We start from the raw sequence: 19,798 nt of genomic DNA, 5'->3' as shown, positions 1-19,798 counted from the left end.
CTGTTCGACTTGCCCCGCCCGCTTGCCGTAGATGGTGGGCCTCTTTATGGGTAAACCGGCCAAGCCCCAGGTGGGCATCATCATGGGCAGCGTTTCCGACTGGGCGACCCTGCGGTCCGCCGCGGAAATCCTCGAAAAATTCGGCGTGCCGCACGAAAAGGCGGTCGTCTCCGCCCACCGCACCCCGCACAAGCTGCGGGACTACGCCGTCTCCGCCGCCGGGCGGGGGCTGAAAGTAATCATCGCCGGAGCGGGCGGCGCCGCCCACCTGCCCGGCATGGCCGCCGCCTTCACGGAGCTGCCGGTCCTGGGCGTGCCGGTGGAAAGCCGCGCGCTCCAGGGCCTCGACTCCCTCCTTTCCATCGCGCAGATGCCCTACGGCGTGCCGGTCGGCACCCTGGCCATCGGCGAGCCGGGCGCGAAGAACGCCGCCCTCCTGGCCGTCTCCATCCTGGCCTTGAACGACGCCGCGCTGGCCAAGAAATGGGCCCGCTTCCGCCGGGAGCAGACCCGCAAGGTCCTCCGCGACCGCCTATGACGAAGCAGGTCCTCCCCGGCGGCACCATCGGCATCCTGGGCGGCGGCCAGCTGGGCCGCATGTTCGCCCTGGCGGCGCACCGCCTGGGCTACCGCATCCACGTCTACCACTCCTCCACCGGCAGCCCGGCGGGCCAGGTGGCGGACAAGGAATCGGCCGGCTCCTTCGAGGACGAGGAAGCCCTCCGCTCCTTCGCCCGGGGGCTGGACGTGGCCACCTACGAGTTCGAGAACATCCCGCTGAAAACTCTGGAAATCCTGGAGAGCGAGGGCGTCTCCGTCCGCCCCGGGAAGGACATCCTCCACACCGCGCAGAGCCGCCGCCGGGAAAAGGAATTCCTCTCCCGGCACGGCTTCCCCGTCGCCCCGCACCGCATCGTCCACAGCGCGGAAGAGCTGGCCGCCGCCGCGCGGGACCTCGGCTTTCCCTGCGTCTTGAAGACCGTCGACTTCGGCTACGACGGGAAGGGGCAGCAGAAACTCGCCCCCGGCTTCGACGACGCCGCCGTGTGGGCCAGGCACGGCCAGCCCGCCGGAATCGTGGAGGCGTGGCTGGACTGCCGGGCGGAGCTTTCCGTCCTCGTCGCCCGGGGAGGGGACGGGCAGGCCTCCGTCTTCCCCATCTCCCGCAACGACCACCGCAACCAGATCCTGGACCTCTCCATCGTCCCCGCCGACCTGCCGCCGGAATCGGTGGCGGAAGCGCGGCGCGTGGCGCTGGCCGTCGCGGAACAGCTCGGCCTCGTCGGCCTCCTGGCGGTCGAATTCTTCCTCACCACGGATGGCCGCGTCCTGGTGAACGAGATGGCCCCCCGCCCGCACAACTCCGGCCACTACTCCCTGGACGCCTGCGTCACCAGCCAGTTCGAGCAGCAGCTCCGCGCCGTCTGCGGCCTGCCCCTGGGGGACACCTCCCTGCTTACCCCCGTCGTCATGCGCAATCTCCTGGGCGACCTTTGGAGCGCCGGGGAACCCGCCTGGGACCGCCTCCTGGCCTTGCCCGGCCTGCGGCTCCATCTCTATGGGAAAAGCGGAGCGCGGCCCGGCCGCAAAATGGGCCACTATTGCGTTTTGGCGCCCTCCCTGGAGGAAGCGCTGGCCATCGACGCCCAAGCCCAGGCTCTTTTAAAGCCCTCGGCATAAGCGTTCTTCGGTTTTTATAATATTTTAAACCGTAAATAATCGTTGACCCCGCTAGCGGTTGTGTTAAAACCGCTTCACTTCGATGAAGTGTCCTAAATGTGGTGGGCTCCAAGATAAAGTGGTCGATTCCCGGCCGCTGAAGGAAGGCGCTGCCGTTCGCCGCCGCCGGGAATGTTCCGCCTGCCACCACCGTTACACCACCTATGAAGAGGTGGAAGGGGAGGACCTCCGCATCGTAAAGCGGGACGGCCGCTACGAGTCCTTTGACCGCCGCAAGCTCATGAGCGGCATCGAGAAAGCCTGCGAGAAGCGCCCGATCAGCCGCGAGGTGATCGAGCGGACCGTCGACCAGATCGTCGAGGAACTCCGCCGCAAGCATCACGACGAGATCCCCTCCATCGCCGTCGGCGAGAAGGTGATGCAGAAGCTGCGCCAGATCGACGAGGTGGCCTACGTCCGCTTTGCCTCCGTTTACCGGAAATTCCGGGACATCAAGGAATTCGTCAGCACCGTCGAATCGCTCGATCTCAATTTCCTGTGATCGCCCTTCCCCAACGCCTTCCCTACGTCGCCTGGCGGCCTGACCGCATGCTGCCGCTGGCGGAGGGATGGCTGGCGGAATCCCTCCGCATCTCCGCAGCCAAGGTGGGCATCCCCAATTGGGACCTGGCCCCCCACATCGCCCGCGCCATCCTGCATTTCCTGGAGGAGGAATTCACCGGCAACACCATCAGCATCGCCCAGCTGGAGGAGATGATGGCCCGCGTGCTGGAGCAGATCGGCCAGCAGGACGTGGCGCCGCACGTCGTCCTGGCCTCGCCCCGGCTGGCCTTTTCCCTGGCGGAAATCGCGGACCAGGCCCCCTACGAGCTCCTTTTCTATCCCACCCTACGCACCCGGCTGGACGACGTCCTCTCCCTCGACGCGGCGGGCATCCTCATCGGCGACCTGCGCCGCTGCGTGAAGATCCTGGACCAGGCCTCCCGCTGGCGGCAGACCTGCGAGGCGCTGCGCGACCAGATCATCCACTACATCCGGGGCTACCTGGAAGCCACCCGCGGCCAGCAGCTCGACCTGGTCATCGTCTAAACTTTCATGGCCACCATCTTCGGCAAAATCCTGAGCGGGGAGATTCCCGCCACCCGCATTCACGAGGACGACCGCTGCATCGCCATCCTCGACATCGATCCCAAGGCGCCCCACCACATCCTGATCCTCCCCCGGAAGCCGATCCCCCGCCTGGGCGAGGCCAAGGAGGAGGACGCCGCCCTCCTGGGCCACATGCTGCTGGTCGCCGGAAAGATCGCCCGGGACAAGGGATTGGACGAGAGCGGCTTCCGCCTGGTCATCAACCACGGTCCGGACGGCGGGGAAACCGTTCCCCATCTCCACATGCACTTGCTGGGCGGACGCGCCCTGGAATGGCCGCCGGGCTAAATTTCTCCGCGATCCAGTAGCGCGCGCTCATTTGTGCAGTATGTTGCGCACAGATGAAAACGGTGAGCAGCTCCTGGCGTATCTGGTGCGGACGGCCCTACCCCTTTGGGGCCCAATGGACGGGGGAGGGGGTCAACTTCGCCGTTTTCTCCGAAAAAGCCACGAAGGTGGAGCTTTGCCTCTTTGACCGGCCTGACGCGGAAAAGGAATACGCCTGCATCCCGCTGCCGGAGTGCGTGGACAACATTTGGCACGGCTTCTTCCCGGACCTGCGGCCCGGCCAGTTTTACGGCTTCCGCGTCCACGGCCCCTACGATCCCGGCCAGGGCCTCCGCTTTAACCCGAACAAGCTGCTCCTCGACCCCTACGCGAAGGCCCTGGCCGGGGAGCTGAAATGGGATGACGCCCTTTTCGGTTATCCGGTCGGCACGGATGACGGCGCCGACCTCCAGTTCGACGAACGGGACAGCGCCCCCTTCATGCCGAAGTCGGTCGTCGTCGACGACGCCTTCGACTGGGGGACGAAGGCCGACCCCATCGGCCTTTCCTTTGAAGAGTCGGTGATCTACGAGCTGCACGTCAAAGGCTTCTCCAAACAGTGGAACGCCGTGCCGGAGGCCGACCGCGGCAGCTACGCGGCCCTTGGCTCGGACGCGGCCATCTCTTATTTCAAGAGCCTGGGCGTCACCGCCGTGGAGCTTCTGCCTATCCACCAGTTCGTCAACGACCGCTACCTGGCGGAAAAGGGGCTCAACAATTTCTGGGGCTACAACTCCATCGGCTTCTTCGCGCCGCACGCCGCCTACTCCTCCACCGGCGACCCGGTCCGCGAGTTCAAGACAATGGTCAAGCGCCTGCACGAGGAGGGGATCGAGGTGATCCTGGACGTCGTCTACAACCACACGGCGGAGGGCAACCAGCGCGGCCCCACCCTCTGCTTCCGCGGCCTGGACAACCAGACCTACTACCGCCTGGCGGAAGACCCGCGCTATTACGTCGATTTCACCGGCTGCGGCAACACGCCCAACGTGCCGCACCCCACCGTCCTCCGCCTGGTCATGGACAGCCTGCGCTACTGGGTCACGGAGATGCGCGTGGACGGCTTCCGCTTTGACCTGGCCCCCGCCCTGGCCCGTGAGGCGAACGAAGTGGGCCGCTTCTCCGCCTTCCTCAACGCCGTCCGCCAGGACCCGGTTCTCTCCCGCGTGAAGCTCATCGCGGAACCGTGGGACATCGGGGAGGGGGGGTACCAGGTGGGCAACTTCCCCGCGCCCTGGTCGGAATGGAACGGGAAATACCGGGACTGCGTCCGCCGCTACTGGAAGGGGGACGGCGCGCTCGTCGGCGAGCTGGCCACCCGTCTCAGCGGCAGCCCCGACCTCTATGAAGGGAGCGGCAAGTCGCCCCGGGCCAGCATCAACTTCGTCACCGCGCACGACGGTTTCACCCTGGCCGACCTCGTTTCCTACAACGACAAGCACAACGAGGCCAACGGGGAGGACAACCGCGACGGGGACGACAACTCCAACTCCTGGAACTGCGGCGCCGAGGGCCCCACGGACGACGCGGAGATCAACCGCCTGCGCCGCCGCCAGCAGCGCAACTTCCTGGCCACCCTCTTCCTTTCCCAAGGCGTGCCGATGCTGACCGCCGGGGACGAATACGGCCGATCCCAGGGCGGCAACAACAACGCCTACTGCCAGGACAACGAGGTCAGCTGGATGGCCTGGGAGCGGAACGAGGAACAGAAACGGCTCCAGGACTTCGTCGGCGGGCTCTCGCTTTTGCGGCAGAAGCACCCGGCCTTCCGCCGGACCAAATTCTTCGCCCCGCGTATGAAGATGGAGAACGTCGACGAGGCGCCCATCCCGATAGCCTGGTTCGACACCTCCGGCCAGGAGATGACGGAGGAGATCTGGAACGGGCCGCCCTACGGCATCGCCATGATGCTCTGCGGCGACGCCCTGGGCATCGGCGACGCCCACGGCCATCCCGTCATGGACGACACGTTCCTGGTCTATCTCAACGACCAGTCCAATCCCGTGGGCTGCGTCCTGCCGGGCAGCCCCACCGTGCGCTGGGAACTGCTCCTCGACACGAAGGAGGAAGCCGGCTTCATTCCCGGAAACCAGGCGATGGCCGCCGGGACCTCCTGGGAAATGGAGGCCCGCTCCGTCGTCGTCTTCCGCCAGATCGGCGGGGAAAACTCCCACGCCGCCCGGCAAACCCCGCAGAAAGCGTGAGCGATCCGGGAGCCCGGGTGGTCGGGGAGGGAGTCCTCTACACCGTCTGGGCTCCGGAGCGCGAGGGGCTCTCCGTTCTCGTAGGCGAAAGCCGGCGCCCCGTGCCGTTGCGGAAAAGCGCCGACGGCTATTTCCAGGGGATCGACTCCCGGGGCCGCGCGGGAGACCTCTACGTCTTCCAAATAAACGGGGAGGAGCTGCCCGATCCCGCCTCCCGTTTCCAGCCGTTGGAACTGATGGGCCCATCCCAGGTCGTCGATCCGAACTCCTATGCCTGGCAGCACGTCGGCTGGAAGCGCCCCGCCTGGGGCGACCGGATTATTTACGAGCTGCACATCGGCGCCTTCACGGCGGAGGGAACCTACCGCGCCGCCATCGAGCGGCTGCCCCACCTCAAGGAATTGGGCGTGAACACGGTGGAGATCATGCCCATCGCCTCCTTCGAGGGGAGCCGCAACTGGGGCTACGACGGCGCGCTCCTCTACGCGCCGTCGAAACACTACGGCACGCCGGACGACCTGCGCGCCCTCGTCGACGCCGCGCACGGCCACGGCCTGGCCGTCGTCCTGGACGTGGTTTACAACCACCTGGGCCTCCCGTCCGACTACCTGGGGAAATACTCCTCCCGCTATTTTCTGAAAACGCGCGAAACGGCTTGGGGCCCGGGCTTCAACTGGGACGGACCGGACAGCGGGCCCGTACGGCACTTCTTCCTCTCCAACGCGCTCTACTGGCTGGACGAGTTCCGCTTCGACGGCCTGCGGCTGGACGCCACCCACGCCATCGTCGACGAATCGCCGCGCCACTTCGTCGCCGAGCTGGCGGAGGCCGCCCAGGCGCGCGGCGCCTTCGTCATCGCGGAGGACGACCGCAACGAGGCCCGCGTCATCACTCCGCGCGGGGAGGGGGGCTGGGGCTGCAACGCCGTCTGGGCGGACGACTTCCACTACTCCGTCCGCATCGCCATGACGGGGGAGGGGGACTTCCACTACGGCAGCTACCGGGGGACGACCATCGAGCTGGTGGAGATCCTCTCCCACGGGTGGCTCTACAAGGGAGAATATGATCCTCACCGGGAGACGTTTCGCGGCACCTACGCCGCGCACCTTCCCTACGACCGCTTTCTGGTCTTCATCTCCAACCACGACCAGACCGGCAACCGCGTGCTGGGGGACCGCATCCACCACATCGTCTCCCCCCGGGACTACCGCGCCGCCTCTCTCCTGCTCTGCCTGGCGCCCTTCACGCCGATGTTCTTCATGGGCCAGGAATGGGGAGCCTCCACGGCCTTCCCTTTTTTCAGCGAATACGGCGGCGACCGGCACGAGAAGATCTCCCACTGGCGGAAGGAGGAGTTGGTCCGCTCCGGCGTGAGGGAGGATTCCCCCATGTTCGCCGTCATGCCCAATCCTCAGGCGGCCGATACCTTCCAAAGCGCCAAGCTGAAGTGGGAGGAAATCGGCGAGCCGCCGCACGGAGGCCTCCTGGCCCTCTACCGGGAGGGGCTGCGCTGGCGCCGTCGCCGCCCCTCCCTTTCCATCGACCGGCAGCGGGTCCGCGTCGAACAATTGGCCGGAACCGTCACGGCGGTCCGCTGGGACTTCGACGGGGAATCGTGGCTCCTCCTCTTCACCCTCCAGGGCGGCTCCCTCAACCTAAATGATGTGCCTTTTGCCGCCGCGGAAAACGGCCCCTGGGAACGCGCCGTGGACAGCAACGAGCCGCGCTTCGGCGGGGAAGGGGAGGCGTCTTTCGACCCCAAAGCGCAGCGCGTCCATCTGTGCGGCCCGGAGACGCTTCTGCTGGTCAGCGGGCACGATCCGGCCTAAAGTTCCGCATGCTTCTGCTCCTCCTCCTGCTCATGACCGTCTGCGTGGTCAGCTACTTTTGGAACCGGAAGCGTTCCGAGCCGCTGACGCCGTTCCGGCGCGGCCCCCAGTCGATCGCCAAGGCGTGGGAAATCAAGAAGGGGGACTTATCCGGGGCCACCCACAGCACCCCCACGGAGACCGACGCGCGCGGCATCGGGCCGGATCGGCAGCGCACGCGCTAGGTTCTCCATTTCAATGGATTCCCGGGCGCCGCGCGCCATCCTCTACGGCCTCGTCGCGGCCTTCTTCTTCACCTCCGTTTACCTCTTCAACCGCGCGCTGGTTTCCGGCGGCGGCTCCTGGGCGTGGGCGGTGACGCTCCGCTTCCTGCTGACGCTGCCATGCCTGGCCCTGGTGGTGCGGCGGCTGGGCGGCCTGCCGGGGGAACTCAAGGCCCACTGGCCGGTCTGGCTCCTGTGGAGCGCCGTGGGCTTCGGCGGATGCGGCATCGGCCTGGCCTGGGGAGCGGCCAACGGGCCCGCCTGGCTGACGGCGGGATGCTTTCAGACGACGATCGTCGCCGGGCCGCTCCTGGCGCCTCTCATCTACCGGGACCGGCGAGGGAAGATCTCCTGGCCGGTTCTGGCCATCGGCGGGTGGATCCTGCTGGGCATCGCGGCGATGGAGGCGGGACGCGGGGAACGGACGCCCGGGTGGGGGGACGTGCCCGGCATCCTGGCGGTCCTCGTCGCGGCGTTCTCCTACCCGTTGGGAAACCGGAAGATCCTCCTGCACCTGGAACGGACCGGCACCGTTCTGACGCCCACGCAGCGCGTCTTCGGCATGACGTTGATGAGCCTGCCGCTCTGGTTCCTCCTGGGGGCCGGGACATGGGCCGCGCAGGGACCGCCCAGCCTGCGGGAAATCGGCCTTTGCCTCGGCATCGCCTTCTTTGGCGGGACGATCGCCACCGTCGCCTTTTTCCACGCCACGCAGAGCGTTGCCAGCGACCCCACCGCCCTGGCCGCCGTGGAGGCGATGCAGGCGGCGGAGCTTCCCATCTCCGCCGCGCTCGGCGCGCTTTTCCTGGGAGAAGCGTGGCCCCGCGGCCTGGCCGCCTGGGGCGCGGCGGCAGTCCTCCTGGGCATCCTTTTCTTTGAGCGGCTGAGCGCCCGTTCCGCCAAGCGCCTTTAGCATCGACTCCGGCCGCCGGGCCCCGCAGCGTACCGGGCCATGGCCGGTTCCCTCTACGCCAAGCTGGGGCTACGGATCGTTCCCATCCTTTTCTTCGGCTACCTGGTCAACTACCTCGACCGGGTGAACATCAGCTTTGCCCGGCTCACCATGTCGGCCTCCCTGGGACTGGGGGACGCAGCCTACGGCCTGGGCGCGGGGCTCTTCTTCATCGGCTATTTCACCTGCCAGGTGCCGGCCAATCTGCTGCTGCGCCGCTACGGGGCGCGGCGCTGGCTGGCCCTCATCATTCTGGTCTGGGGAGCCATCTCCGCCTCCACGGCGCTGGTCAGCCACGCGTGGCAGTTCCATGCGGTGCGCTTTTTCCTGGGGGCGGCGGAAGCCGGATTCTTTCCGGGCGTCATCCTTTATTTGACGGAATGGTTTCCCGCCCGCGTCCGCGCGCGGATCCTGGCCTCTTTCCTCACCGCCATTCCGGTCTCCGGCTTGGTCGGCGGCCCGCTCTCCGGCTGGATCATGGGCGCCTTCCACGGGGGCGGCTTGGAGAGCTGGCAATGGCTCTTCCTCATCGAGGGGATCCCGTGCCTCCTGGCCGCACTCTGGATCTTCGCCGCGCTGCCGGACCGGCCCGCGGAGCTGAAATCCCTCACGCAGGAGGAGCGCGGGGAATTGGAGGCCGCCCTCCGCGCCGAGGCGGAGGAACGCGCGCTCCACGGCGCTCCGTCCCAGGCCGCCGCCACCTTCCGCCTGCCGGTGGTGTGGAAGCTCTGCTCCGTCTATTTCTGCGCGATGATGGGCCTCTACGGCTTTTCCTTCTGGCTTCCGGAACTGCTCAAGAACCTGGGCTGGGAAACGCCGCTCCAGATCGGCCTGGCCAGCGCGGTGCCCTGGAGCGCGGCGGCGGCGTTCATGGTTTGGCTGGGAGCCCGCGCCGATCGGCGGCGCTCCTGGCGGCGTTGCGCGGCCTTCGCCGCGCTTGTCGGCGGCGTTGGCTTCGCCCTGTGCGGATACGGCTCCGGGGGCAGGGGATGGGAGGGCCTCCTCTTCCTCTGCCTGGCGGCGGCGGGCGTCATGGGCATGATGGCGACGCAATGGGCGCTGCCGGGCAGCCTCCTGAGCGGCGCGGCGGCCGCCGCCGCCATCGCGCTGGTCAATTCCTGCGGGAACCTCGGCGGCTTTCTCAGCCCCACCCTCGTCGGCCTTTTGGTGGAGAAGACCGGCCGCCTCGCGGCGGGCCCTTGGCTGACGTCCGCCTTCATGTTCCTGGCCGCCGTGCTGCTTTCCTGTTTCCGCTCCCTGGACCCTTCCGCCCATGGCTCCGCGCCTGCTGATCGCTCCCGATAAATTCAAGGGAAGCCTGGGCGCGTGGGACGTGGCCCGCGCGCTGGAGGCGGGCTTCCGCTCCGTTTGGCCGGAGGCCGCCTGCCGCCTCCTCCCCATCGCCGACGGAGGCGAGGGGACGGCGGAGGTCTTCGGCCGCGCGATGCAAGGCTTCCTTGAGGAGATCGAAACCGTCGACGCCTTGGGACGGCCCTGCGTGGCCCTCGTCGCCCGGTGCGGCAGCCTGGCCGTCGTCGACATGGCCGCCGCCGCCGGGCTGGCCCAGATCGAGCCGGAACGGCGCGATCCCTGGACGGCCTCGACCTACGGCGTCGGCATCGTGCTGCGGGAATTGGCGGCGCGCGGCGCCGCGCGGATCTTCGTCGGCCTGGGCGGCAGCGCGACGAATGATGCGGGCCTCGGCATGGCCGCCGCGCTCGGCTGGCGCTTCCTGGACGGGGAGGGCAGGGAAGTGGAGCCCGTTCCGCGCGCGTTCGACCGCATCGCCACGATTGTCCCTTCCCCTTTCCCCGCCGCCGTCACGGGCCTGTGCGACGTGACGAACCCCCTCCTCGGCCCCGACGGAGCCTCCCATGTCTATGGACCGCAGAAGGGCCTGAAGGATCCGGAGGCTATGGACGGGACGCTCACCCGGCTGGCCGGAAAGGTCGCCGCGGTCCTGGGCCGGGACGAGCGGGACCGGCCCCGCGCCGGGGCGGCGGGCGGGCTGGGCTACGGGCTGGCTTCCTTTTGCAACGCCACCCTGGCCGACGGCTTCCAAACCGTCGCCGAAACCCTGGGGCTGGAAGACGCGATCCGGGAAGCCGATTGGGTCGTGACCGGCGAAGGCGCCCTGGACCGGCAGACCGTCCTCTTCGGCAAGGGTCCGGCAGGCGTGGCCCGCATGGCGCGCCGCCACGGCAAGACGGTCCACGCCTTCTGCGGCGTCTCGACCGCGGAGGCGGGCGACCTCTTTGACGCGATTCATCCGCTGGTGGACGGCACCGTAACCCCGCAAGAATCCCTGGCCCGGCCCGCTTATTATCTGGAGCGGAAGGCCGCCTCCGTGGCGCGGGCAGGATAGATAATTACTTCGCACAATATTTGTTGTACAAAATATTGTGTTCGGCTTGAGAAGGGGTAGGTTTACTGATGAAACCGACTTTAAAACCGCAGCCCTCCAAGTCTCCCTCCGGCACGAACAAGATGCCGGAGAACAAGCCGCATCAGCCGAACCGGCGGCACGAGCCCAACGACCGGAATCCGGACGCCCAATACGAAGAGAAAGACGAATCCTGACGCTCGACTTTCGACTGAGAGATATTATTCTTATGTATAATGACTCCCGGTTTCCGCGGGCGCGGCAGCCCGATCAATCCTCAGAACCGCTTTGAGGCGGTCCGGATCGTAGCCGATCCCGATATCGATCCCGGCTATGCGGAGCCGGGGGAGGAAGCCCCCTCACCCCGCACGGTCTTCCTCAAGGACCTGACGGAGACGATTCTTTCCCGCAACCAGAGCCCGGACCTCGGCTTCGGCTACAGCATGAACGCCTACCGGGGGTGCGAGCACGGGTGCGCCTATTGTTACGCCCGGCCGACGCACGAGTATCTGGGCCTCTCCGCCGGGATCGACTTTGAAACCCGCATCTTCGTCAAGGAACAGGCCCCGCGCCTGCTGCGGCAGGAGCTTTCCAAGGCTTCCTGGAAGCCGCAGGTGGTGATGATGAGCGGCGTGACCGATTGCTATCAACCGGCGGAGCGCCGTTTCCGCCTGACGCGGGCCTGCCTGGAGGTCTTCGCCGAGTTCCGCAACCCCGTGGGCATCGTGACGAAGAACTTCCTGGTCACACGGGACCTGGACGTCCTCTCCCGCATGGCGGCGGACGGCGTGGTCTCCGTGATGCTTTCCGTCACCTCTCTAGACCCGGAGCTTTCCCGGCGGCTGGAGCCGCGCGCCTCATCGCCCGCGCGGAGGCTGGAAGCGGTCCGGCTCCTGAACGAGGCGGGAATCCCCGCCTACGTCAACGTGGCGCCGGTCATCCCGGGGCTGAACGACCACGAGATCCCGCGCATCGTCCAGGCCGCGGCGGAGGCGGGCGCGTGGGACGCGGGGATGAGCCTGGTCCGCTTTCCTTACGGGGTGCGGGAGGTTTTCCTGGAATGGCTGCACGCCCATTACCCGGAAAAGGCCAACGGGGTGATTTCCCGCATCCGGGAGTACCGGGACGGGGAACTGAGCGATCCGCGCTGGAACACGCGGCACACGGGGGAAGGGCCCCATGCGGAGGCGCTGGCGGAGCTATTCCGCGTCAGCTGCCTGCGGGCGGGCCTGCCGCGCCGGACTAGCGCGCTTTCGACTGATCGCTTTCGCCGGCCGGGCGGGACCCAGCTTGAGCTCCTTTAGCGGAGGCGTTCTGCAGCTCGATGAGCGCGGCGCGCTTGGTCACGGCGTCCTCCGCCTCGGAAACGGCGGCGACGGCTTCCAGCCGCGCCAGCATGAAGTCGAGACGCTGGCCGACCGACTTGGCAATCTGGCGCTCCAGGGAAGCCTCCTGCGGATCAAGGGGGTAGGCGGGGACACGGACCACGTCGTAGCCGAAGTGCTTGTAGTATTTCTCGAAGGCCTTATCGAGCGCGCGGGCCTGCTCGTCATCCTCCGACCGGATGCCGTCCTTCTTCACCGGCAGGGGATCCAGGATGAAGACGGTGCCGTGGTGGCGGTATTTGCTCGGCCACTCGCGCAGAGCGTCGTTCGTCACCGCGCCGCGCACTTCGGCGTAGGCGAGGGACTCGATGGCGGCCACGCGGTCCAGGAAAACGCGCTCGTCCTTCGGCAGATGGGCGCGGGTGGATTCCTCGAATTCGTTGATCTCCAGCCCCAGCTTGGAATATTCCCAGCCCAGCAGCTCGTCCAGGGTGCTGCCGGAGGAGAGCTTCTGCTCGAAATAGGCGCGGGCGGCTTCCGGCGCGGTGCGGTGTCCCTGGGATTCCAGGGCGGTCAGAAGGGAGGTCTTGCCGCTGGAAGGGGCGCCGGTGATGATGACCCACTGGGTCTGAATCGCTTCGCTCATGCACCGTTTAGGATAGGGATTGCCGCGAGCGGGACAAGGCCTTTGAATCGGCCTTCCTATGCCGGAACTCGGTGAAGTCGAATATTACCGCCGCCGCTGGGACGCGGGCCTGGGGGGCAAGATCTTGAAAGTCGAGGCCCACCCGAAGGCCCGCCCGCTCAAGGGCGTCGACGTGCCCGCGCTGACGCGGGCGCTGGAAGGAGCCCGCCTGGCCTCCTCCTCCCGGCACGGGAAGCAGCTCTTCTTTTACTTCCAGCCCCGCGCCGTACTGGGCCTCCACATGGGGATGACCGGCCATCTTTCCGTCCGGGAGCCTGGCTATGAAGCCAAACGGCACGACCACCTGGTCCTCCGGCAGAAGGAACGGACGCTCGTCTTCGAGGACTTCCGCATGTTCGGCCGCGTCCGCTTTTCCCAGGGGAAGGAAAAGGCTGCCTGGGAAAAAGACCTGCCGCCGGAAATTCTGGACCCGGCCTTCACCCTCCCCTACCTGGCCGCCGCGCTCAAGGGACGGCGCGGCCCACTCAAGGCGCTCCTCCTGGACCAGGCGATCTTCCCTGGCATCGGCAACTGGATGGCGGACGAAGTGCTGTGGCTGGCCCGCATCGCGCCGCGCCAGGCCGCCGGTTCCCTCCCCCCGCAGGCCGTCCGCGCGCTCCACGACGCGCTGCGGAAAGTCTGCCGGGTGTCCCTGCGGGACATCCCGAAGGGGCACGGAAACGGCGAGGATTGGGGCGAGCTGCCGCAGGGCTGGCTCTTCGCCGTCCGCTGGAAAAAGGGCGGCGACTGCCCGCGCTGCGGGAAGCCGCTGAAGCACGCCGCGATCGGGGGACGGACCGCCTGCTGGTGCCCCCACTGCCAACTTGCCAAATAGACAAATTCTGCCACGTTGAACCTCCTTTTTAACTTATGAGCACCCCCTCCCCCGAAGTCGCCGTCCTGACCACCACCGCCGGAAAACTGGTCATCGAGTTCTGGCCCGACGTGGCCCCGAAGCACGTCGAAAACTTCACCAAGCTGGCGAAGGACGGCTTTTACGACGGCACCGCCTTCCACCGCATCATCAAGGGCTTCATGATTCAGGGCGGCGACCCGCTCAGCAAGAAGGACGACCCGCGTGTGGGCACCGGCGGCCCCGGCCACAAGGTGAAGGCGGAGTTCAACGACCGCCCCCACGTCCGCGGCGTCCTCTCCATGGCCCGCTCCTCCGATCCCGATTCCGCCGGCAGCCAGTTCTTCATCTGCCTGGACGACGCCCGTTTCCTGGACCGGCAGTACACCGCCTTCGGCAAGCTGATCGAAGGGGACGACGTGCTGGAAAAGCTCGGCAACTCCCCCACGAAGGCCGCCGGGGGCGAGAAGAGCAAGCCCGTCGAGCGCGTCGGCCTGGAGAAGGTCGAGATCGTCGCCCGCGAGGCGCTGAAGGCCTAGGCCTTATCCTTATCCCGCTCTCTTGCGTCCAAACGCAGGAGCCGGATGCCCATGTCCGCCGCCCTGCGGAAGGGATGCTCCCGCCATTCCTGCCGCGCGGTGCGGCGGGCGATGTCCTGCTGGACAACTTCGACCGCCTCCCGTCCGGAAGCGGCCACATGGTCGACATTGAAAAAAGCGGGATGCGCTTCACGGGACGGCAGCTGAAAAGTCAGGTTGGGAATATGCAGCTGGTTCAGCTCGCTTTTTAGGGAGTTAGGCGCGCCGGAAAAACGCGCCAGATGCGCGCTGCCATTGACGGCGATGACGCCGTGCCCTTCCCGGACATCCCGGGCCAGCGCCTGCGCCATCACGTGATTGCGTTTTCTCATCACTTCCGGATTTAGGATGAGGGACGTCATCTCCTCAAAAATCAAGCCGAGGGGCAGGTCCGTACAGCGGATGCGGTAGCCCTGGTCACAGGCCTCCGCGGCCAGGCGATGCGTGTCGCGCCGGGACTTGAGAAACCAGTCGTCCCCGTTGAGCGTCTTTTCCACCAGCTCCCGCTTTAACTTCCGCAGCCCTTTCTGCGGGTCGCGCTCGTCATGCATGAAGGCCAGCATCTCCACGATCTCGGGAGCCGTCTCGCTAAAAGTCCTCTCCATGTCGGCGGCGATAAAGGCCGCATAGTCCTGCGGCGCCCGCGCGGTGCGGAGATAGTCGCGGAGCAGCCGCTCCTGCGTCGCATCTATTTCCAGGGCCAACGTATCATAGACGCCTTTCAGCCCGGCGACGACCTCCCTCTCCGCCTCATAGCATGCGGGATCGCCATGGATCTCCCCCAGAAGGACGACGGGCAAATGGGAAACGGCCATCCCTATAATTCGCCTATTGGCCAAATGGTTCGCCCCGCGAATGATTGACAGGAATTTCTTGCGCGGCTGTGAATAACTATGTTAATAACAGCGCATTAAGATCGCTCTTCCCATTAGCGACGTGAGGGTTAAGGGGATAGTTCACGCCCGCTTCGCATCTGCAGCCCGCGATCTTTCAACCCACAAACCATGCATTATCAGTCTGAATTCATTGTCAGCGAGGTTTCCAACAATCAGGGCAGCGGCGAGCGCCTGGGGGTCGATTTGAACGGGCTGCGGGTGAAAAACTACGTCTTGGACACCAATGTCCTCCTTCACGATCCCCAGTCCCTCTTCCACTTCGTCGACAATGACGTCTGGATTCCCGTGGAGGTCCTGGCGGAACTCGACAAGTTCAAGAATGAGCAGTCGGAGCGCGGCGCCAACGCCCGCGCCGTCCACCGGAACCTAACCAAGCTCTTTTCCAAGGAACACTCCGAGCAGATCCTCGGCGGCGCGGCCACGCCCGCCGGCGGCACCGTCCGCATCGCGGTGAACGACTTCATCGGCCGCAAGAAGCGCCACCCGGAGATGGACCGCTTCCTGAAGGTCTTCCCGGACATGGAGAAGATCGACCACCGCATCCTGGCCTGCTGCCTCTACGTCCACCACCAGTCCCCCCGCCCCACCATCCTGGTCACGAAGGACCTGAACATGCAGCTCAAGGCGATGGTCCTGGGCATCCCGGCGGAGGACTACCTGACGGACAAGGTGGAGGCCAAGGACGTCGAGAGCTTCGACCTGCCCCGCTTCGAGGTCACGCCCAACGAGCTGCAGCGTTTCGCCTCCACCCAGCGTCTGGGCGTGGGGAGCCGCTCGGAGGCGCTGACCCTCAATGAATACGTCCTGCTGACCGCCAGCGAGGCGAAGACGATGCCCGCCCGCTACCGGGGCGACGGCACCTTCCAGCGCCTCTCCATCCCGGAGCGGATCCATATTCCGAAGGGGATCGACATCCGCCCGATGAACCTGGGCCAGCAGTGCTTCCTCGACGCGCTCCTGGACCCGGAGATCTCCCTGGTCACCTGCTACGGCCAGGCGGGCACGGGCAAGACCCTCATGGCCATCGCCGCGGGCCTCAACCGGGTTTACGACTCCCAATACGACGGCATCACCATCAGCCGCCCCGTGGTGCCGATGGGCGAGTCGGTCGGCTTCCTTCCCGGCACGCTGGAGGAAAAGATGCGCCCCTGGCTCCAGTGCATCTACGACGCGCTGGAGGTGCTGCTGCCCGCACACGCGCCGAAGGCCCCTCCCTTCGCCGGGAAGAAGCAGTCCAACCCCGCCCGCAAGGCGAAGAATTCCTCCCAAAAGGACAGCCCCCAGCAGTCCGGCGGCGCGCCCGGCGCCCCGCTCATGAAGCCCTACGAGCGGCTGGTGGAGCAGGGGCTCCTGGAAATCGAGGCCCTGGCCTACATCCGCGGCCGTTCCATCCCGCGCCGCTACTTCGTCCTGGACGAGGCCCAGCAGCTCACCCCGCTGGAGGCCAAGACGATCGTCACCCGCATGTCGAAGGGTTCCAAGCTCATCATGGTCGGCGACCCCGCCCAGATCGACAACCCCTACGTCGACAGCCGCTCCAACGGCCTGGTCTACACCCGCACCCGGCTGAAGGGAGAGGCCATCACCGCTCACATCTCCCTGAGCAAGGGCGAGCGCAGCGCCCTGGCGGAAATCGGCGCCCAGCGGATGTAAAGGGCCCCGCAGGGGGGTGGCACGTCGGGCAAGTATTTTGGCATCCCGCGCTAGTCACAGGCGGGACCGAAATCGATAGGATGAAGGCATGACTACCACCCCTTCCCTTTCCGCCCCCTCCCAGGCTCCGCTTCATTCCGGCTTCGGCGCGGAGACGAACGCCGCCGAGGTGATCCGCGGCGCCGATCTTTCCGGCAAGAACGCGATCGTCACCGGCGGCTACGCCGGGATCGGCCGGGAGACGACCCGCGTTCTGGCGGAAGCGGGGGCGTCCGTCCTCGTCCCCGCACGGGATGTGAAAAAGGCCCAGGCAAACCTGCGGGGCATCCCCGGTGTGGAAATCGCCCCCCTGGATCTGCTCGACTCCGCCTCCATCGACGCCTTTGCCTCTTCCTACCTCGCTTCCGGCAAGCCGCTGCACCTCCTGGTCAACAACGCCGGGGTGATGGCCCTGCCGTTGACCCGGGACGCGCGGGGCTACGAGGTCCAATTCGCCACGAACCACCTGGGGCACTTCCAGCTCACCGCCCGGCTCTGGCCCGCCCTGGCCCGGGCGCAGGGGGCGCGGGTGGTGCAGGTCTCATCCCGGGGCCACCGCTATTCGGGCATCGACTTCGACGACATCCACTACGCCCGGCGGGACTATGAGAAGATGCATGCCTACGGCCAATCGAAGACGGCCAACATCCTCTTCGCCCAGGCACTCGATCGGCGCGGAGCCCCGCACGGCGTGCGCGCCTTCTCCCTCCACCCCGGAGCCATCCTGACAACCGACCTGGCGCGGCATCTTGGCCCGGACGACCTGAAGCGCTGGCATATCGAAAAGAAAGCCGACGGCACCCTTGCCCCCGCCTCAGACTGCCCCTTCACCTTCAAGGATGTCCCCCAGGGGGCCGCCACCACGGTCTGGTGCGCCGTCAGCCCGCAGCTGGAGGGCATGGGCGGGCTTTACTGCGAGGATTGCGACGTGTCCCCCCTCGCCCAGGAGCAGAAAAGCGGCGACCTTAGCCTCACCGGCCTCCACCCTTGGGCGGCCGATCCCCAGTCGGCGGAACGCCTCTGGACTGTCAGTGAGGAGCTGACCGGCGTTCCCTTCCCCATATGAGAAGAAACGCGCCGGAACCCCTCCGGATCGCGGCCAGCTTTGCCGCCGCGCTCAAGGAAGCCGGCGTCGACCTGGCCGAGCTGCTGCGGCAGGCGGGGCTTCCCCCGGCTTTTTTTGCCGAGGATCCCGCTCTGTCCACGGTGGAGGAGTTCCGGCGGATCTGCGCCGCGCTGGAAAAGCTTTGCCCGGACCCGGCCTTCGCCTTGCGGCTGCACCAGCAGTATCCGCCGGAAAAATTCCATCCGGCCAGCATCGTCTCCCAGCACGCGCGCGACTTCCGGGACGCGCTGCAGCGCTTCGCCCGGTATAAGCTCCTGTCCTGCGGCGAGGAAATGCGCCTGGAGGAAAAGGAGGGGGAAGGCCGCTTCTCCTTCGACTACCCGGGCTTCTCCGGCGCGCATCCTCCGCTGCTCGTCGACATCGTCTTTGCCGCCATCCTGGAATTGGGGCGGCGCGGCACGGCCCGTCGGCTGGCTCCCCTGCGCGTGGAGCTGGCGCGGCCCAAGGCCTCCGGCGGCCACCATGAGGCCCACTTCGGCTGCCCCGTCCGCTGGTCCGCCCGGCGGGATCTTTTGGTCTTCCGCCGCGGCGACCTGGATCTCCCCTTCGCCACGTACAACGCGGAGCTGCTGGCGCTGCTTTCCCCCAGCCTGGAGGAAGAAGTGGCGCGGCGCCGCAAATCCCGCACCCTTTCCGAAAAGGTGAAGTGGGTCGTGAGCCGCTCCTTGGAAAAAGGGACGCTGGACATTGCCGACATCGCGCGGGAAATCGGCCTGGGCAGCCGGACGCTTCAGCGCCGCATCGCGGAGGAGGGCACGACGTTCCGCCGCCTGGTGGACGAGACCCGGCGCGAGCTGGCGCGCCGCTACCTGGAGCAATCCTCCCTGGCACTGGGGGAGACAGCCCTGCTTTTGGGCTATGAGGATCCCAATTCCTTTTTCCGCGCCTTCCAGCGGTGGGAAGGCCGCACGCCCGGGGCCTGGCGGGACGCGCGAAAAAAGTGAGCCGCAGGTCCCTTGCGCGGGGCTCCTTCGGAATTATATTGCGGCAACCAACCCCGCGTTATGAATTCCACCCACCGCTCCACCATCACGGGGTCCGTGCTGCGGACCTGCCTGAATCTCATCCTTGGCCTGTGCGCCGCCATCGTCGTCCTCATGGCGATGCGGACGGCCTGGTCCCAGCCCCTTTCCGCCACGCAGCAGGCGCAGGCGGCGGTGGACGCCAAATACCGGACGGAGGCGCTCCTGGTCCAGGGCAAGGGCGGCGGCGCGTCCATCGACAGCTGGACCTATTACTTCTACGACCCGACGGCCAAGAACAACATCCGCGAGGTGCAGATCGCCAACGGGAAGGCCGAAACCGTTTCCTCCGGCGACTATCACCGCTCCGCCAGTTCCGACCTGGCCTTCGATCCATCCGCCACTTCCGTGCCGGTGGAAACGGCGCTGAAGACCGCGCAGGACTACGCCTCCCGCAACCAGATCACCTATAACCAGACGCGCGTCCTCCTGCGCCGACCGGAGGCGGGCCAGGCTCCCACCTGGCGCGTGCAGCTGCTGCAGGACGGCCGCTCCCGCGGCGTGGTCTACACGGACGGCAGCGGCGCCTATTCCAAATATGCCGGGGCCGATGTGAAGGCGTCCGTGTCGGGCTTCGGCACCGACGTGAAGAACACCTTCCTGGGCGTCGGCGGGGATATGGAGGAATTTTTCACCGGAAAGCGGACGGTCGACCAGTAAGCGATTCCGTTCCTTCGGCGAATTTCGCGCGCCCGCGCTTTGGGAAGGGGGAGAAAAAGAGAAGCGACCCCAACGGGATTCGAACCCGTGCCGCCACCGTGAAAGGGTGAAGTGCTAACCGCTACACTATGGGGTCTCGGCGAGGGGCTAGTGTGCAGATTCCGCCGCGCCGCG

The 19,798-nt window shown here is 66.8% G+C and carries 21 protein-coding genes and 1 tRNA gene; 19 read left to right on the top strand and 3 right to left on the bottom strand.

Features of this window, described 5'->3' with window-relative positions:
• Window positions 1-46 precede the first annotated feature (46 nt).
• The 13 genes from purE (at window position 47) to PW734_12100 (ending at window position 12,091) form a co-directional block, all read left to right on the top strand.
• The gene (gene purE, locus PW734_12160; protein ID MDE1171938.1) at window positions 47-538 is read left to right on the top strand and encodes a 5-(carboxyamino)imidazole ribonucleotide mutase; all 492 of its coding nucleotides are present in this window, start codon (window positions 47-49) and stop codon (window positions 536-538) included.
• Window positions 535-1,680, top strand: a complete 1,146-nt coding sequence (locus PW734_12155) for a 5-(carboxyamino)imidazole ribonucleotide synthase (GenBank protein MDE1171937.1) — start codon at window positions 535-537, stop codon at window positions 1,678-1,680. The genes purE and PW734_12155 overlap by 4 nt, the downstream gene beginning before the upstream one ends.
• A gap of 82 nt (window positions 1,681-1,762) precedes the next feature.
• A complete protein-coding gene (nrdR, locus tag PW734_12150; GenBank protein ID MDE1171936.1) occupies window positions 1,763-2,221 on the top strand; it encodes a transcriptional regulator NrdR in 459 nt (152 codons plus the stop codon).
• Entirely contained in the window at window positions 2,218-2,769 is a 552-nt protein-coding gene (locus PW734_12145) for a hypothetical protein (protein MDE1171935.1), read from the top strand. The genes nrdR and PW734_12145 overlap by 4 nt, the downstream gene beginning before the upstream one ends.
• 6 nt (window positions 2,770-2,775) lie before the next feature.
• The gene (locus tag PW734_12140) at window positions 2,776-3,117 is read left to right on the top strand and encodes a histidine triad nucleotide-binding protein (GenBank protein ID MDE1171934.1); all 342 of its coding nucleotides are present in this window, start codon (window positions 2,776-2,778) and stop codon (window positions 3,115-3,117) included.
• A gap of 62 nt (window positions 3,118-3,179) precedes the next feature.
• Window positions 3,180-5,360, top strand: coding sequence for a glycogen debranching protein GlgX (gene glgX / locus PW734_12135; GenBank protein ID MDE1171933.1), 2,181 nt, complete (start codon window positions 3,180-3,182; stop codon window positions 5,358-5,360).
• Entirely contained in the window at window positions 5,357-7,189 is a 1,833-nt protein-coding gene (gene treZ, locus PW734_12130; GenBank protein ID MDE1171932.1) for a malto-oligosyltrehalose trehalohydrolase, read from the top strand. Before glgX ends, treZ begins: the two co-directional genes overlap by 4 nt.
• Window positions 7,190-7,197: 8 nt before the next feature.
• Window positions 7,198-7,413, top strand: coding sequence for a hypothetical protein (locus tag PW734_12125; protein ID MDE1171931.1), 216 nt, complete (start codon window positions 7,198-7,200; stop codon window positions 7,411-7,413).
• Window positions 7,414-7,426: 13 nt separating this feature from the next.
• A complete protein-coding gene (locus PW734_12120) occupies window positions 7,427-8,365 on the top strand; it encodes a multidrug resistance efflux transporter family protein (protein MDE1171930.1) in 939 nt (312 codons plus the stop codon).
• A 39-nt stretch (window positions 8,366-8,404) separates the two neighbouring features.
• Window positions 8,405-9,709 (top strand): MFS transporter, encoded by a 1,305-nt coding sequence (locus tag PW734_12115; protein MDE1171929.1) that lies wholly within the window; start codon window positions 8,405-8,407, stop codon window positions 9,707-9,709.
• A complete protein-coding gene (locus PW734_12110; GenBank protein MDE1171928.1) occupies window positions 9,678-10,769 on the top strand; it encodes a glycerate kinase in 1,092 nt (363 codons plus the stop codon). Before PW734_12115 ends, PW734_12110 begins: the two co-directional genes overlap by 32 nt.
• 68 nt (window positions 10,770-10,837) lie before the next feature.
• Complete coding sequence (locus PW734_12105) at window positions 10,838-10,984, top strand: hypothetical protein (GenBank protein ID MDE1171927.1); 147 nt, start codon at window positions 10,838-10,840, stop codon at window positions 10,982-10,984.
• Between the two features lie 39 nt (window positions 10,985-11,023).
• Window positions 11,024-12,091, top strand: coding sequence for a PA0069 family radical SAM protein (locus PW734_12100; protein ID MDE1171926.1), 1,068 nt, complete (start codon window positions 11,024-11,026; stop codon window positions 12,089-12,091).
• On the opposite strand, the gene PW734_12095 is transcribed toward PW734_12100, so the two are convergent.
• The gene (locus PW734_12095; GenBank protein ID MDE1171925.1) at window positions 12,030-12,758 is read right to left on the bottom strand and encodes an ATP-binding protein; all 729 of its coding nucleotides are present in this window, start codon (window positions 12,756-12,758) and stop codon (window positions 12,030-12,032) included. The two genes, PW734_12100 and PW734_12095, sit on opposite strands and share 62 nt — an antisense overlap.
• A 58-nt stretch (window positions 12,759-12,816) precedes the next feature.
• Between PW734_12095 and PW734_12090 the strand changes: the two genes are divergently transcribed.
• Window positions 12,817-13,632: a hypothetical protein gene (locus tag PW734_12090; GenBank protein ID MDE1171924.1), complete on the top strand. Its 816-nt coding sequence runs from the start codon at window positions 12,817-12,819 to the stop codon at window positions 13,630-13,632.
• Between the two features lie 35 nt (window positions 13,633-13,667).
• Window positions 13,668-14,189, top strand: a complete 522-nt coding sequence (locus PW734_12085) for a peptidylprolyl isomerase (protein ID MDE1171923.1) — start codon at window positions 13,668-13,670, stop codon at window positions 14,187-14,189.
• Here the strand turns inward: PW734_12085 and PW734_12080 are convergent.
• Window positions 14,186-15,043 (bottom strand): ChaN family lipoprotein, encoded by an 858-nt coding sequence (locus tag PW734_12080; protein MDE1171922.1) that lies wholly within the window; start codon window positions 15,041-15,043, stop codon window positions 14,186-14,188. The two genes, PW734_12085 and PW734_12080, sit on opposite strands and share 4 nt — an antisense overlap.
• A gap of 189 nt (window positions 15,044-15,232) precedes the next feature.
• Here PW734_12080 and PW734_12075 point away from each other — a divergent pair, with 189 nt between their 5' ends.
• The 4 genes from PW734_12075 to PW734_12060 all read left to right on the top strand — a co-directional run bounded on the left by PW734_12075 (window position 15,233) and on the right by PW734_12060 (window position 19,624).
• Window positions 15,233-16,777, top strand: a complete 1,545-nt coding sequence (locus tag PW734_12075; protein ID MDE1171921.1) for a PhoH family protein — start codon at window positions 15,233-15,235, stop codon at window positions 16,775-16,777.
• Window positions 16,778-16,865: 88 nt separating this feature from the next.
• Window positions 16,866-17,882, top strand: a complete 1,017-nt coding sequence (locus tag PW734_12070; protein MDE1171920.1) for an oxidoreductase — start codon at window positions 16,866-16,868, stop codon at window positions 17,880-17,882.
• Window positions 17,879-18,886 carry an AraC family transcriptional regulator gene (locus PW734_12065; GenBank protein MDE1171919.1) on the top strand — a complete coding sequence of 336 codons (1,008 nt, stop codon included), beginning with the start codon at window positions 17,879-17,881 and terminating at the stop codon, window positions 18,884-18,886. The genes PW734_12070 and PW734_12065 overlap by 4 nt, the downstream gene beginning before the upstream one ends.
• Before the next feature lie 60 nt (window positions 18,887-18,946).
• Window positions 18,947-19,624, top strand: a complete 678-nt coding sequence (locus PW734_12060; GenBank protein ID MDE1171918.1) for a hypothetical protein — start codon at window positions 18,947-18,949, stop codon at window positions 19,622-19,624.
• A 64-nt stretch (window positions 19,625-19,688) separates the two neighbouring features.
• On the opposite strand, the gene PW734_12055 is transcribed toward PW734_12060, so the two are convergent.
• Window positions 19,689-19,760, bottom strand: a tRNA-Glu gene (locus PW734_12055).
• Window positions 19,761-19,798: the final 38 nt, after the last annotated feature.

It is taken from the genome of Verrucomicrobium sp. (assembly GCA_028283855.1).
In the GTDB taxonomy this organism is placed as follows: Bacteria; Verrucomicrobiota; Verrucomicrobiia; order Methylacidiphilales; family GAS474; genus GAS474.
Note: the sequence above shows the minus strand (reverse complement) of the source record. Positions and strands in the feature narration are given on the sequence as shown.